General features: G+C 37.3%; 12 protein-coding genes, 1 pseudogene and 1 other annotated feature. Of the genes and pseudogenes, 10 read left to right on the forward strand and 3 right to left on the reverse strand.

From position 1 onward, the window contains the following. Positions 1-128: 128 nt before the first annotated feature. The 6 genes from AC1F25_RS01050 to AC1F25_RS01075 all read left to right on the forward strand — a co-directional run bounded on the left by AC1F25_RS01050 (position 129) and on the right by AC1F25_RS01075 (position 6,178). Positions 129-671 (forward strand): helix-turn-helix domain-containing protein, encoded by a 543-nt coding sequence (locus AC1F25_RS01050; protein ID WP_002287040.1) that lies wholly within the window; start codon positions 129-131, stop codon positions 669-671. A 16-nt stretch (positions 672-687) separates the two neighbouring features. Continuing rightward, entirely contained in the window at positions 688-1,773 is a 1,086-nt protein-coding gene (locus AC1F25_RS01055; protein WP_002334891.1) for an ABC transporter ATP-binding protein, read from the forward strand. A gap of 11 nt (positions 1,774-1,784) precedes the next feature. After that, positions 1,785-2,591, forward strand: a complete 807-nt coding sequence (locus AC1F25_RS01060) for an ABC transporter permease (protein WP_002287038.1) — start codon at positions 1,785-1,787, stop codon at positions 2,589-2,591. Beyond that, positions 2,592-3,419, forward strand: coding sequence for an ABC transporter permease (locus tag AC1F25_RS01065; protein WP_002287036.1), 828 nt, complete (start codon positions 2,592-2,594; stop codon positions 3,417-3,419). Next, the gene (locus AC1F25_RS01070; protein WP_002293464.1) at positions 3,416-4,489 is read left to right on the forward strand and encodes an ABC transporter substrate-binding protein; all 1,074 of its coding nucleotides are present in this window, start codon (positions 3,416-3,418) and stop codon (positions 4,487-4,489) included. The genes AC1F25_RS01065 and AC1F25_RS01070 overlap by 4 nt, the downstream gene beginning before the upstream one ends. Before the next feature lie 271 nt (positions 4,490-4,760). Continuing rightward, positions 4,761-4,988: a binding site (T-box leader), on the forward strand. A gap of 59 nt (positions 4,989-5,047) precedes the next feature. Then, entirely contained in the window at positions 5,048-6,178 is a 1,131-nt protein-coding gene (locus AC1F25_RS01075) for a 5-methyltetrahydropteroyltriglutamate--homocysteine S-methyltransferase (protein WP_002293466.1), read from the forward strand. Positions 6,179-6,828: 650 nt separating this feature from the next. Here AC1F25_RS01075 and AC1F25_RS01080 read toward each other — a convergent pair. Both AC1F25_RS01080 and AC1F25_RS01085 read right to left on the reverse strand, forming a co-directional pair. Continuing rightward, entirely contained in the window at positions 6,829-8,442 is a 1,614-nt protein-coding gene (locus AC1F25_RS01080) for an FAD-dependent oxidoreductase (RefSeq protein WP_002290873.1), read from the reverse strand. A gap of 194 nt (positions 8,443-8,636) precedes the next feature. Continuing rightward, complete coding sequence (locus AC1F25_RS01085; protein WP_119364859.1) at positions 8,637-10,571, reverse strand: ABC-F family ATP-binding cassette domain-containing protein; 1,935 nt, start codon at positions 10,569-10,571, stop codon at positions 8,637-8,639. Between the two features lie 225 nt (positions 10,572-10,796). Here AC1F25_RS01085 and AC1F25_RS01090 point away from each other — a divergent pair, with 225 nt between their 5' ends. Next, the gene (locus tag AC1F25_RS01090) at positions 10,797-11,453 is read left to right on the forward strand and encodes a redox-sensing transcriptional repressor Rex (RefSeq protein WP_002290875.1); all 657 of its coding nucleotides are present in this window, start codon (positions 10,797-10,799) and stop codon (positions 11,451-11,453) included. 73 nt (positions 11,454-11,526) lie between these two features. Here AC1F25_RS01090 and AC1F25_RS01095 read toward each other — a convergent pair whose 3' ends face one another. Next, positions 11,527-11,880 (reverse strand): thioredoxin family protein, encoded by a 354-nt coding sequence (locus AC1F25_RS01095; RefSeq protein WP_479994335.1) that lies wholly within the window; start codon positions 11,878-11,880, stop codon positions 11,527-11,529. Positions 11,881-12,072: 192 nt separating this feature from the next. Here AC1F25_RS01095 and AC1F25_RS01100 point away from each other — a divergent pair, with 192 nt between their 5' ends. From AC1F25_RS01100 to AC1F25_RS01110, 3 genes and pseudogenes are all read left to right on the forward strand, one after another. Next, positions 12,073-13,002: a permease gene (locus tag AC1F25_RS01100; RefSeq protein ID WP_479994177.1), complete on the forward strand. Its 930-nt coding sequence runs from the start codon at positions 12,073-12,075 to the stop codon at positions 13,000-13,002. Positions 13,003-13,012: 10 nt separating this feature from the next. After that, on the forward strand, positions 13,013-13,855 hold the full coding sequence (locus AC1F25_RS01105) for a TIGR03943 family putative permease subunit (protein WP_086307013.1): 843 nt from the start codon (positions 13,013-13,015) through the stop codon (positions 13,853-13,855). A 264-nt stretch (positions 13,856-14,119) separates the two neighbouring features. Continuing rightward, positions 14,120-14,895: pseudogene (locus tag AC1F25_RS01110) on the forward strand (LytR/AlgR family response regulator transcription factor). Positions 14,896-15,119: the final 224 nt, after the last annotated feature.

The following is a 15,119-nucleotide window of genomic DNA, read 5'->3' on the forward strand; positions in this document are numbered from 1 at the left end:
AAAAGATAAAGAAATATTCAGCAAAAAAAATGTTAAAAAGGGTTGCCTTTTGCAATAAAATTCGTATACTAATACGAGTGGTAGTAAACCAGAAGTTTACTATTAGAAAACTTCATACGGAGGAAATTATGGAAATTGGTGAGAAGTTAAGAAATTTGCGCATCCAAAAGAATTTGACACAAGAAGAACTAGGCGAACGCACAGATTTGTCAAAAGGGTATATTTCCCAGTTGGAACGAGATTTAAGTTCACCATCAATGGAAACATTCTTTTCTATTCTTGAAGTCTTAGGTGTCACTCCAGAAGAATTTTTTCATCAAGAAGCAGCGAATCTGCAAGTGGTTTATTCAAAAGAAGATCATACGGTTTATTTCGATGAAGAAAACGGGTATGAATTGGAATGGCTGGTGGCTGATTCGAATGAAAAAGAAATGGAGCCTGTTTTACTAACTTTTGAAGGTGCAGGAGAATATAAGACGTTTGAACCTTCATTATCTGAAACGTTTATTTTTGTATTAGAAGGGGAATTAGAGTTAAGCTTAGGAGAGACGGTCTATGTGGCAAAAGCAGGACAGTCGATCTATTATCAAGCGACAAAACAACATCAATTAAGGAATCATCTCAAAAAACGAACAAAAGTATTGATTGTCGCGACACAATCATATTTGTAATATAGGGGGTAAAAACGTGGGGAAACCAATCATTTCATTTGATCAAGTAGTGAAAAGCTATGATGATGAAACAGTATTAAAAAAAGTAAGTTTTGAGATCGAACAAGGAAAATTTTATACACTGCTTGGTCCTTCCGGCTGTGGTAAAACAACGATCCTACGTATTATAGCTGGATTCACTGAAGCTACAGAAGGGGACATCTATTTTGAAGGGAAACGGTTGAATGATTTGCCAGCTAATAAGCGACAAGTAAACACCGTCTTCCAAGATTATGCACTTTTTCCTCATATGAATGTTTTTGATAACGTTGCTTTTGGATTGAAGATCAAAAAAAGGTCCAAATCTGATATCGAAAAGAAGGTAAAAGATGCATTGCGTATGGTCCAGCTTCCTGGATATGAGAAACGGGAGATCAGTGAAATGTCTGGTGGTCAAAGACAGCGTGTAGCGATTGCACGAGCAATCGTGAACGAACCTAAAGTATTGTTACTAGATGAACCGTTATCGGCGCTTGATTTGAAACTACGTACAGATATGCAGTATGAACTGCGGGATCTGCAACAACGATTAGGGATCACGTTTATTTTTGTGACTCATGATCAAGAAGAAGCGTTGGCGATGAGTGATGAGATTTTTGTCATGAATAAAGGGAAAATCGTCCAAAGTGGTACGCCTGTAGATATTTATGATGAGCCAATCAATCATTTCGTTGCTGATTTTGTTGGGGAAAGCAATATCGTGGACGGTGTGATGATCGAAGATAATCTAGTTGAGTTTGTTGGTAAGCAATTTGAATGTGTCGATGGCGGGATGCGCCCGAATGAGCCAGTTGAAGTTGTTTTACGCCCAGAGGATTTGACGATCACGACACCAGATAAAGGAAAGCTAGTCGTAACGGTCGATACTCAGCTGTTTCGTGGTGTCCATTATGAAATCATCTGTTATGATGAACAGCAAAATGAATGGATGGTCCATTCGACGAAAAAAGCTAAAGAAGGAAGCAAAGTAGGATTGGCCTTTGAGCCAGAAGATATCCATGTCATGCGTTTCAACGAGTCTGAAGAAGAATTCGATGCACGTCTTGACAGTTACGAAGAATAGGGGGAACAAGAATGAAAACAATGCGCAGGATCTATTCCGTCCCTTATATTTTGTGGCTCGGTTTATTCGTGATCGCGCCTGTATTAATGATCATTTATCAATCTTTTTTTGATATGAATGGGCAATTCACGCTGAATAACTATCTATCTTATTTTACGTCGGGGACATCGCTTTCTATGACGATCAATTCTGTATGGTATGCATTTTTGATCACGTTTTTTACACTGATCATTAGTTACCCGACTGCTTATTTTTTAACAAAACTGAAGCACAAGCAATTATGGCTGATGCTGATTATTTTGCCTACATGGGTGAATCTGCTGCTTAAAGCTTACGCATTTATTGGGATTTTCAGTGTGCACGGCAGCGTGAATCATTTCTTTGATTTTATCGGGATCGGGCCGAAACAGATATTATTCACAGACTTCAGTTTTCTGTTCGTGGCAACGTATATCGAGATTCCATTCATGATTATGCCAATTTTCAATGCATTGGAAGAGATGAATCCTTCTTTGATCAGTGCTAGCAGAGATTTAGGCGCGAATAGCTTTGAGACCTTCCGACGAGTGATTTTTCCGTTATCATTAAATGGTGTGAAAAGTGGTGTTCAAGCAGTATTTATTCCTTCTCTTTCTTTATTCATGCTGACTCGTCTGATTGGCGGAAATCGGGTGATCACTTTAGGAACGGCTATCGAACAGCATTTCTTGGTTACACAAAACTGGGGGATGGGTTCTACAATCGGTGTGATTTTAATCATTGCTATGTTTATCGTGATGCTCCTGACAGGCGAGAAGAAAAAAGGAGGTCGCTCATAAATGAAAAAATTTAAATGGTCGTATCTTTATTTAGGGATCGTTTTTTTATTCTTATATGCACCGATCTTCTATCTGATTTTTTATTCCTTCAATGAAGGAGGAACGATGAACAGCTTTACAGGATTTACTTGGGAAAATTATGAAGCTGTTTTTGAAGATACACGTTTGATCATTATCGTATTGAATACGTTCATGCTGGCTTTCTTATCTGCATTGATCGCCACGATCATCGGGACATTTGGGGCTATGGGGATCTATTATACGAAAAAACGACGTGCACGGACAGCGTTGTTGAGCATGAATAACATCTTATTAGTCTCTCCTGATGTTATTATCGGTGCTAGTTTCTTGATTTTCTTTACACTACTAGGATTCGGATTAGGTTTTCAGAGTGTATTGCTTTCCCATATTGCTTTCAGCATTCCAATCGTCGTCTTGATGGTCTTGCCAAAATTGCAGGAAATGAACGATTCAATGGTCGATGCGGCTAGAGACCTTGGTGCTAATAATTTCCAAGTAGTCAAAAATATCATTTTGCCTTATCTTTCTCCAGGAATCATAGCTGGATATTTTATGGCATTTACCTATTCTCTTGATGATTTTGCGGTTACGTTTTTCGTCACAGGAAATGGCTTTACGACGCTCTCAGTAGAGATTTATTCTCGTGCAAGACAAGGAATCAGTTTAGAAATCAATGCGCTAAGTGCGTTAGTTTTCTTGTTCTCCATGATATTGGTCATTGGATACTACTTCATTAGTAAAGAAAACCGTCCAAAACGGCTGAAGAAAAACAGAAGAGTACGCGAGGGGGTGGCACGGCTGCGATGAAAAAATTACAATCTCTGTTTTTAGGTATTCTCATCATTATTGCGGTGCTGCTGCTTGGTGTTCGTCAACTTGAAAAAACAAGTGGCATGAGTGGAGCAAAGGTACTTACCATATATAACTGGGGAGATTATATCGATCCTAGTTTGATCACGAAATTTGAAAAAGAATATGGATACAAAGTGAATTATGAAACATTTGATTCTAATGAAGCGATGTTCACAAAAATCCAGCAAGGTGGGACAAACTACGACATCGCTATACCAAGTGAATATATGATCCAAAAAATGATCAAAGAAAAACTAGTACTTCCATTAGATCATTCGAAGATCAAAGGATTAAATAATATTGATCCACGATTTTTAGACTTGGATTTTGATCCAGATAATCAGTATTCGATTCCATATTTTTGGGGAACTTTAGGGATCGTATATAACGATAAATTCTTTGATGCAGATCAAATTAAGCATTGGGATGATTTGTGGAAGCCGGAATTAAAAGACAGTTTGATGCTGATTGACGGTGCACGAGAAGTTATGGGGCTTTCTTTGAATAGTTTAGGCTATTCTTTGAATAGTAAGAATATGGCACAGCTGACAGAAGCAGCAAATAAATTGAATCATTTAACGCCAAATGTCAAAGCAATCGTGGCAGATGAGATCAAAATGTATATGATCAATGAAGAAGCCTCCGTGGCAGTGACATTTTCTGGCGAAGCTGCCGATATGATGTGGGAAAATGAACATTTACATTATGTGATCCCACCAGAAGGTTCCAATCTTTGGTTTGATAATATCGTTATGCCAAAAACCGTGAAAAATAAAGAAGGTGCCTATGATTTCATCAACTTTATGCTAGAACCGGAAAATGCGGCACAAAATGCAGAGTATATTGGTTATTCTACACCAAATGAAAAAGCAAAAGCGTTATTGCCAAAAGACATTTCGTCGGACGAACAATTCTATCCATCTGATGACACGATCTCCCATCTTGAAGTCTACGAAGATCTAGGATCGAAATACCTAGGCATCTATAATGACCTATTCTTAGAATTCAAGATGTATCGGAAATAGCGAGAAAATAAGCAAATTTGCATAACTATAATAAAAAGGACTTAGTTTTGATGGGAAATTTTTCAAAATTAAGTCCTTTTTTATGTGGTTGAAACGGGTATGATCATTTTAAGGAAGTGATCTAAGATGAAAGGACGACTGAACAATTATCATATTAGAAAAGCTTTATTGTATTCCACAAACCAATTACTAAGAATAACAAATTAGTTTTTGTTTGTTCTTATTCCCTATTGACTTTTCTTTCAAACATGCTATTCTAATTTTATTCTAATAGTATCCGATGAGAAGGAAAGTAGACAGAAAATGGTTCAAGAGAGGCTTTGGTTGGTGTAAAAAGCTAGAAGTTGACTGTCGAAAATGGCCTTAGAGGATTTTTTGTCGAAAGGTAGGCAAAAACGAACAGTCTTTCGTTACCAAGACCACTGATTTTATTGTCAGGCTGAGAGAAAGAATGTTTTTTCTGAAAAAAGGTGGTACCACGAGTATAATCGTCCTTTTACTAGTATTTGCTAGTAAAAGGATTTTTTTTTACAAAAAACAAAGAAAAGAGTGAGTGAAATGAGCAAAAATAGACCATTTACAGTAGATCATGTCGGAAGTTTCTTACGCCCGCAATCGATCAAAGAAGCAAGAAAAAAAGTTCAAGAAGGCTTACTTTCAAAAGAAGAACTTCGTGCAATCGAAGACCAGGAAATAAAAAAATTAGTGGAAGACCAAAAAGCAGTCGGCATCAAAGGAATTACAGATGGTGAATTTCGGCGTGGATTTTGGCATCTTGATTTTTTAGAAGAACTAAATGGTATCGAAGGCTATGTTCCAGAAACTGGATATAATCAAACATTCCACGGAAAAGCAGCACCAGCTTATAATATTCGGGTAGTAGATAAATTATCTTTCAATCCAAATCACCCATTTTTAAAAGATTTTGCTTTTCTGAAAGAAGTAGTGGAAACAGATGATACTTTTGTTGCAAAAGCAACGATCCCTAGTCCCACGATGATTTTACGACAAGAGATCCTATCTAATGATGGTTCTTCAAAAATCAAGGAGATTTATCCTGATCTATCTGATTTTTATGAGGACTTGTCCTCTACTTACAAAGCAGCGATTCATGCTTTTTATGAAAAAGGTTGCCGTTACCTGCAATTCGATGATACAAATTGGGCGTTTCTAGCTGATCAAACTAAAAGAGAAGCACTTCTTCAAAAAGGAATTGATCCGAAAGAAATGGCCCATATTTGTAGAGAGATTATCAATAACGCACTGGAAGACAAACCAGAAGATTTGACGATCACAACACATATCTGCCGCGGGAATCACGCTTCTTCTTGGCTGTTTTCCGGTGGATATGAACCCATTGCAGAAGAGTTGTTTTCAACAAATTATGATGGTTTCTTTTTGGAATACGATTCTGACCGAGCAGGAGATTTTACTCCTTTAAGACATTGGAGTAACAAAGAAAGTAAAGTTGTTTTAGGATTAGTTACTTCTAAGTTTCCAGATTTGGAAGATACGGAGAAAATAAAAGAACGAATAAAAGAAGTACAACAATTTGTACCATTGGAAAATCTAAGTATCAGTCCTCAATGTGGGTTTGCTTCAACAGAAGAAGGAAACCATTTAACAGAAGAAGAACAATGGAAGAAAATCCAATTATTGCAGCAAGTCGCAAAAGAAGTTTGGCTATAAAAATGTGAGGCTTGGCAAAAAAAAGCGTCCCAAAAAGTCGGCTTTTCATGGAGTGGAGAAATCCACTCTTTTTTATTTACCTTTTATATTATTTATTTGTTAAATAAATAGGAACAAAAAAATTAAATTACTTAATACACACATTAGGGATCATTCATTGAAGGATCAGAAGACAACGAGGATGGCGAAAAATATGATTACAATAGAAAAGTCGTTCTAAACAAATCAGTTCCTAGTATCACACAACGCAAGCCAGTCGATTTGGTGAGATTAGAGGAGTGAAAGCAAACTTTATTATATAAGAAAAAATATTCGAAAGGGATGCTAGTTTAGGTACTAGTGCTGATGAATTAATATGATGCCTCGTAATATTAGGCGTAGTTACTCTAGAGACATCACTATGGACTATGATTTGTCTCAGAGTCACAACATGTTTTTTTATGAAAAGAAACAGCTAAAATAATTAAATTGCGCAATGTTTAAACTTTCTTAAACTATAACCTAATAAATGTGAAGAAATAATGCACAATTTCTTCACATTTATCTTCTATTCTATGTACATACCAACCAACAAACTTATATACTTTTTCATTTTTACTCCTCAAGTAAAAATAACTCCTAGACCGCGGCTACCCACCGCGGTCGTTTTTTTATTCTTCAATCAAAATCGCTTTGATACCCAAACCTGCCAAGATTCGGGCAGAAGTATAAGTATTCAATCCTCTTCTGAAAGTAATGTAAACTTTTTTATCTTTTGGGATTTCATTGATTCGATCTCGTAACTCATTCATTGGAATATTTTTTGTTGCCGAGATACTGCCAGAAGGTGCTTTATTAGGTTCACGTATATCTAAAAAGAACGCTTCTTTCAAATCGTTTTCGGGTATATCACTTGCTTTGATCGTTTCTACGATATTCGTCATTTGATTGATTGCGACATAACCAGCTATATTCAACGGGTCACGGGTAGTAGAATACGGTGGAGAGTAAGGCAACTCCAAATCAGGCAAATCAAAGACTGTTAAGTTTCCGGTGATCGCTATAGAAAGTTCTCCCATCCGTTTATCGACACCTTTTTCTCCAAATGCTTGTCCACCTAAAATACGACCGCTATCTGCATCAAAAATCAGCTTTAGATTTAATCTTGTAGCTTCTGGATAGAAATAGGCATGGTCAAAAGGAGTGATAAAAACAGTTTTATAATTTGTTATGCCTGATGCTTTTAATGCATGTTCTGTCATTCCCGTATAACTTGCTGTATGATCAAAGATTTTTGCGACACCTGCACCAATATATCCGCGATAGCGCATAGGCGTACCATTTAAAATATCTGCCAACATATGTCCTTGACGATTGGCCGCACTGGAAAGCATACTTTGGATCGGCTGACCAGTCACTACACTAGTCGTTTCGATAATATCGCCAATCGCATAGATGTCCGGCAGATTAGTTTGTAACTGGTCATCAACAATGATCTGGCCTGTATCTGATAATTGTATGCCGGCTGCTTTCACCACTTCATTATTCGGAGAAACACCAACAGCAAAGATTAACATATCAGCAGAAAGGACGGAGCCATCTGATAATACTATTTCTCGACCTTTATCACGGATCTCAGTAACTCTTGTTTCTAAATGAACGGCTAATCCTTCTTTCAGCAATTTGTCATAAACTAAATCAGCAATTTCTGGATCATAAGGGAAAGCGACTTGTGGCAATTGATCGATTAAAGTCACGTCTAAGCCGCGATGCTTGAAATTCTCAGCTAATTCCAGACCCATAACACCTGCACCAAGAATGACGACATGTTGTGGATTTTTTTCTTCAAGGAACGATTTGATTCGATCCGCATCCGTCACACTACGGAGGACAAAGCCGTTTTCTGCTTCAAAAACTCCGGGAATATCCGGATAATCTGGTCTAGCACCAGAAGAGATGATCAACTTATCGTAATCTGTTTTTGTTTCTTCATTTGTGGATAGGTCTTTAACTGTTAATTGCTTAGTAGAAGGATCGATTGCTGTTACTTCGTGTTTAGTAAAGACGTCGATGTTGTTTTTTGTTTTCAATATTTCTGGTGTACGTTCGATCAGCGAGTCACGGTCCGTGATCACACCACCTAAATAATAAGGCAAAGCACAACTTGCGTAAGAAATATTCTCTCCGCGTTCATAGATAATGATTTCATGTGCTTCATTCAATCGACGGAAACGAGTGGCAAATGAAGGACCGCCAGCTACACCGCCAATGACAACAACTTTCATAAAAACATCTCCTTTTCTATGTTGATCGTACTATGTTATGGCAAAAAACAGCAAATAATCGTGCCGGAAAATTATTGTTTATTTTGTCAGTAGAGAAAAATAGTAAGAAAAAAGAGAACGGTTTCGCTATGTTTCTGCATAAAAAAGAAAGAGGCTATGACAACAGGGCTGTCACAACCTCTTTCCATTGGCTTTTAATTCTCGTATTCTTCTAATTCCAAGCTTAGTTCTTCCCATTCCGACAATTTTGTTTCTTGATCTTGTCTAGCTGATTCTAAAGCTTGGTTCAGCTCATTGAGTTTTACGTGATCTTCCAGATTTTCTGGTGCGACCATTTCTTGTTCCAACCGATCGATCCATTCATCGATCCGCGTCATTTCTTCTTCAACCTGAGTGATTTTTCGTTGAAGGCTACGGATAAGCTTTTGCTGTTCTTTGCTCTGGTAATAATCGGATTTATTCGTAGGAGCAGGAGCGGATTCTGGCTCATCTTGTGCCAATAATTCGGCGATTTCTTCTTCTTCTTGTTTTTTCTCTAAATAATAATCATAGTCTCCAAGATAGACTTTACTGCCATTTTCAGAGAGTTCGACGACTTTTGTCGCGATCCGATTGATGAAATATCGGTCATGGGAAACAAAAAGCAGTGTGCCATCGTAATCGATCAATGCATTTTCTAATACTTCTTTGTTGTCAATATCTAAATGGTTTGTTGGTTCGTCCAAGATCAAAAAATTTTCTTTGTTCATCGCTAGCTTGGCTAAAGCAACCCGTGCTTTTTCACCGCCGCTTAACAGAGGGATTGGTTTTTCTACATCTTCGCCAGAAAATAAGAAAGCACCTAAAGCACTTCGAATGTCTTTTTCAGGAGTGGTAGGATGCTCATCCCACAATTCTGCTAGAATCGTCTTGTTTGTATGCAGATCAGCTTGCCCTTGATCATAATAGCCGATGGTGACATTTGTCCCTAGCGTTTCTTTGCCACGGATAAAAGGGATCTGGTGGATGATCGATTTCAGCAACGTCGATTTTCCGATACCATTCGGACCTACTAGAGCAATCGCTTCTTGTCGGCGGATATCCAAATTGATTGGTTCAGATAAGGTGACATCATCATATCCGATAGCGGCATCTTCGATTTGCAAGACAACATTTCCAGAAGGTTTTTCTATACTGAAAAGAAAGTTTGCTTGTTTCTCATCCCCTTGAGGACGATCCAGACGTTCCATTTTTTCTAATGTCTTTCTGCGACTTTGCGCCCGTTTAGTGGTAGAGGCACGAACAAGATTCCGAGCAACGAAGTCTTCTAATTTGTGGATCTCTGTCTGCTGCTTTTCATAAGCCTTCCATTCACTTGTCAGCTGTTCTGCTTTCAAGTCTAGATACTTCGAGTAGTTGCCTTTGTAATGGCGCATTTTTCTTCTGCTTAGTTCATAAACTTCATTGACTACTTTGTCTAAGAAATAACGGTCATGTGAAACAATCAGTAATGCACCGGTATAGCTTTGCAGATAATTTTCAAGCCAGGAAAGCGTCTCGATATCTAAATGGTTCGTGGGTTCGTCTAGAATCAAAATGTCAGGGTGTTGCAAAAGCATGCGAGCTAAAGCTAAACGTGTACGCTGTCCACCTGATAAAGTATCGATTTTCTGGTCATAAAAGGAAGAATCGAATTTAAAACCATGCAATACGGAACGAATTTCATTTTCATAACCATAGCCGTTTCGATCCGAAAAATCGTGTTGCAGCCGATCATATTCTTTTAAATAAGAAGTATAAGCGGGTGTATCTGGCGTACCTTCGCTAATGAAAATCTCTAGTTCACGCATCCGCTGTTCCATTTGTCTAACTTGTTCAAAAGCTTTCAGCATCTCGTTCCACACTGTTTCATTGGAATCAAGTCCTGTGTCCTGAGCGAGGTATCCGAGAGTCGCTGTTTTATTTTTAGCAATCTTTCCATCATCTGGTGCTTCAATTCCAGCAATGATCTTCAATAAAGTCGATTTTCCAGCGCCATTTCTGCCAACTAAAGCGACACGAGCGCCTGTACTGATTTCTAAATGTATGTTTTCAAATAAGACTTTTGCACCAAAATGGCGAGCAATCTGATTGGCTTGTAATAATATCATGGAATCCTCTTTTCTACTTTGTGAATTCTCCTCAAATAAAAAACTATTTTTCAATTAGTAGTCTACCATAAATTCTATCATACTGCGAGATTTGCAGAAATGATAAATAAATGAATAAAGAATAAAATTTCACAATATCTGAGCAATGGAATTGATTTTTTCCTATAAATACTGCTATGATGGAGAAATCAAAGATGTAATTAGACAATACGTGGAGGTCATTTCGTGAAAGATCATATTATTCCAAAGGCGACAGCTAAAAGACTGCCTTTGTATTATCGTTATTTAAGGATTTTAAATAATGCTGGAAAGAAAAAAGTGTCTTCAACTGAATTAAGTGAAGCCGTTCAAGTAGATAGTGCAACGATCCGTCGAGATTTTTCTTATTTTGGCGAATTAGGAAAACGTGGGTATGGGTATGATGTAGAAGATCTTATGCACTTTTTTGCGAAGACATTAAATGAAGATCAATTGACAAATGTTGCGCTGATTGGTGTAGGGAACTTGGGAAGTGCTTTACTAAAATATAAATTCCATCAAAGTAATAGCATACGTATCAGTTGTGCTTTTGATGTGAATGAAGAAATCGTTGGACGCATCGTAGACGGTATCCCCGTTTATCCAATGGAAGATATGTCGGAACAAATCAAGATCCAGCAAATCGAAGTAGCGATTTTAACGATTCCCGCTGAAAGAGCACAAGAAGTAGTCAATCAGTTAACGGAAGCAGGAATCAAAGGAATCTTGAACTTTACCGCTGCTCGATTGAATGCTCCGTCAGATGTATTGATCCAAAATGTTGATTTGACGAATGAATTGCAAACCTTGATCTATTTCTTGCATTCTGACGCAAATGCGCATTCCGAAAATACAGCAGAATAAAAATAAAAAGCGATTGAACAAATGAAGGCAAAACTTTCACTTGTTCAATCGCTTTTTTCTGTTTGGATAATGTTTATTCTGTTCGAAAGAGTTCTTCATAAGAAAGAGAATCATCTTCTGCTATCAGTTCATCTAGTAAATGCCGGATTTTTTTAAAGTCGATGAACCGCGCTTGCCGAGAGATCTCTTTTCCATGATGAAAAACCAGAACAACTGGCGCAGTCAATACTTCAAATCTGCTAGCTACTTCTGGCGTTTCGAATGCATCCAAATGAAGTGCCGGAATATCATAATGGGTGAGCAGCTCCTCCAATCGTGGACGAACAGCGTGACAAACACTGCAATTAGGCATCGAAAGATAAACGATGGCAACGGATGATTGTTGCAGTATGTCTTGAACTTCAGACAAATTAGTGGTTTGTTTCATTTTCATTCTCCCTTTTGTGATAGAAGTGATATGTACGAGACCTTAATTTAATGGGAATAATAGAAAAAGTCAATTGAAGTGCTTCGATAAAAAATAAGAGTTGTGTAAAAATTGACAGAGCAACTTGTTTTTTTTTGAATAAAAGCGTATATTTGCAAAGCGAATGAACTAGAAATGAAAAGGAGGAAACTCATGTTTTCTTTTATTCCCAATTCGGTTTTGCAGATGAGTACGATTTTCTTATCGATCGTTATCGAAGCATTGCCCTTTGTACTATTAGGTTGTCTTATCTCAGGCGCCTTACAAGTATTTTTGACCCCAGAACGTGTGAAGCGATGGCTTCCTGAAAATCGTATATTCTCTATTTTTACTGGTTCGATCTTAGGATTTTTCTTTCCTTCATGTGAATGCGGCATCGTACCTATCGTTCATCAGTTTGTAAAAAAAGGCGTGCCGGTTCACACAGCATTTGCTTTTATGCTGACAGCGCCAATCATTAATCCCATCGTGATTTTTTCCACGTTTATCGCATTTGGCAATTCTTGGCAGATGGCAAGCTGGCGAGTAATAGGCAGCTTTTTTGTTGCACTTGTGATTGGTGTCTGGCTTGCCTATTTTCAAAAAGACGCTGTATTGAAAGAAAAAATCTCCTCTAAAGTAGCCGAAGATCACCATCATCATGCCCATGAAGAAGAACACAGTGATAAGAATGAGCCAAAAAATCGGCTGTTCCATCAAACGGGGCATGTGTTGACACATTCAATCGATGAATTTTTTGATACAGGTCGTTATTTGATTATTGGTGGGTTAATCGCAGCTGCGATGCAGACTTATTTACCAACTAGAATGATGCTAACGCTCGGCTCAACAAAGATTTTAGCCATCATTATCATGCTGTTATTAGCTTTTATGATGTCTCTTTGTTCAGAAGCAGATGCGTTTATCGGGTCTTCATTGTTAAGTCTGTTCGGCACAGCACCTGTAGCTACCTTTTTGGTCTTTGGTCCAATGGTCGATATCAAAAATCTATTGATGATGAAACGATATTTTACAGGACGTTTTATTCTATCGCTGATCGGACTGATTGCCCTTAGCGTTGTTGGATTCACATTATTTATTTAGGAGGAAAAATATGCTGCGGTTTTTGATTTTATCTGGCTATTTCGAATTGATGATGTATTTGCAAGTCTCTGGCAAACTTGATCAATATATCAATGTCCACTATCGTTATTTAGCTATTCTTTCGATGATTTTATCCGCTCTTTTGGCTTTAGTTCAGCTGTATTTGTGGGTCAAAAACGGAAAAGCAGAGGAAGAGACGCACAAGCATGATCATGATCACGACCATGGGTTATCGAAACCTTATCAACGTGGGATCGCTTATGTACTGCTAGCTTTGCCAGTGATCGTTGGTACATTGTTTCCAACAGTTAGTCTGGATACTACGATCGTAGAAGCTAAAGGATTTAATTTTCCGGTAAGCAAAGAATCAGTAGGGGACCCGGAGATGCAGACGCAATACCTAAAGCCAGATACAAGTATTTATTTCAACAAATCAGACTACTTAGACCAAATGAATGAACTGAAAGAGAAGTATGGGGATAAGCAGACTATCGAGATCACAGATGAAAATTATTTAGAAGTCATGGAGCTGATCTATAATTACCCTAGCGAATTCATTGGCAAAAAAATCAGCTATGAAGGATTTGTTTACCAAACACCGAACGATAGCAATGCAGATGTCTTCTTGTTCCGCTTCGGTATTATCCATTGTGTGGCAGATTCAGGAGTCTTTGGCTTGTTAACACATATGCCTGAAGGAGTAACGGTTAAAAATGATGAGTGGTATAAAATAGAAGGAACCATCCAATCGGACTATTATCAACCATTCAAGCGTGAAATTCCATCTGTAGTTGTGACAAACGCAGAGAAAGTCGCTGCTCCGAAAAATCAGTATGTGTATCGTTCTTTTTAAAAGAAAAAAATAAATGAACATAGCTCAGACAGTTGACGTGTAAGTACGTCGGTTGTCTGGCTTTTTTTGTATGAGATATTTGGCTATTTGATATGTTTTGTAAAATGATATTTATTTTAGAAGTTGCATGCTGAATGTAGTTAATAGCGGTTTCAAAGGTGTTGGAAAAGATTGTGAAGAGAATTACAATTTATTCTTAACATGTATGTTGAAAAGTTGTATGAAATGATTTTGATAGTAAAATATCGAGTGGAGGTAATTTGTATGATAACACGTATATTTATTTTGGATGACAGTTTGGTTTTTGAAAAAATGATAGAAGATATTTTGGAAGGATCCAGAAATTTACTGATTCCTTGGAATTTCGAGATAATCAAGGGATTGAACGTCATGCAGTTTGTTGAATTTGTCAAAAACAATGACATTCGTTCATCGGATATTTTTTTTCTTGATATCGATTTGAACGCTTATCACAGCGGGATTGAACTAGGAGAAATGCTTAGAGAAAAGAACGCGAAGTGTAAAATTGTTTATTTGACCTCTCATCCGAATAAAGCAATAGCTGTTATTAACCGAAATATTACGCCTAGCGGGTATTTGATAAAAGAATTCACTTATGAAAAAAATAAAAAAAACATCCAAAGTTACTTATTGAAAGAAAAAGAGAACGAGCCTGTTCAACAAGCGAACAAAAAAAGTGGACGTCTGTTCGTTATGGCAATAGCGATCATTATATCCATTACGATGAGTTTCTTTATCTAATGAGCATGCCAGGCTATAAAAATAAGATAGGCTTGGTATTGAAAGACGAAGAGACACTCATAAACGGCACAATAAAAAAATATAAAAAAACACTGGAATATGAGTATTTATGTAAAGATTTAAAAGCCTACATCATTAATACTGAAAACATTGCATCTATTAGCCGAGTAAATGAAGTAGTAACGTTTACGAATGGAGAACAACTAGAGATGGGTAAGAGAAGTATTGATAAACTAAAGAAATTTATTCAAGAAAAGATAAGGAATGAATCATTTTAAAAAATTAAAAATAAAGGATCATATCTCACTTTTTAGTAAACAGACTTAAGTTAATCATGCAAGTTCCTTCTTCCATTTTGTTTCTCTAATACTCGGACCAAGATACTGATCTCACCCCTTCTACTAAACAGTGTTCCAGAAGTAGTTTCTTCGAAAAATAAGATAGGATTCACAAAAATTTAAGAAACCATTTTCGTGAATCCTGTCTTATTTCGTGAAGCTAA

It is taken from the genome of Enterococcus sp. M-BR2 (assembly GCF_056612775.1).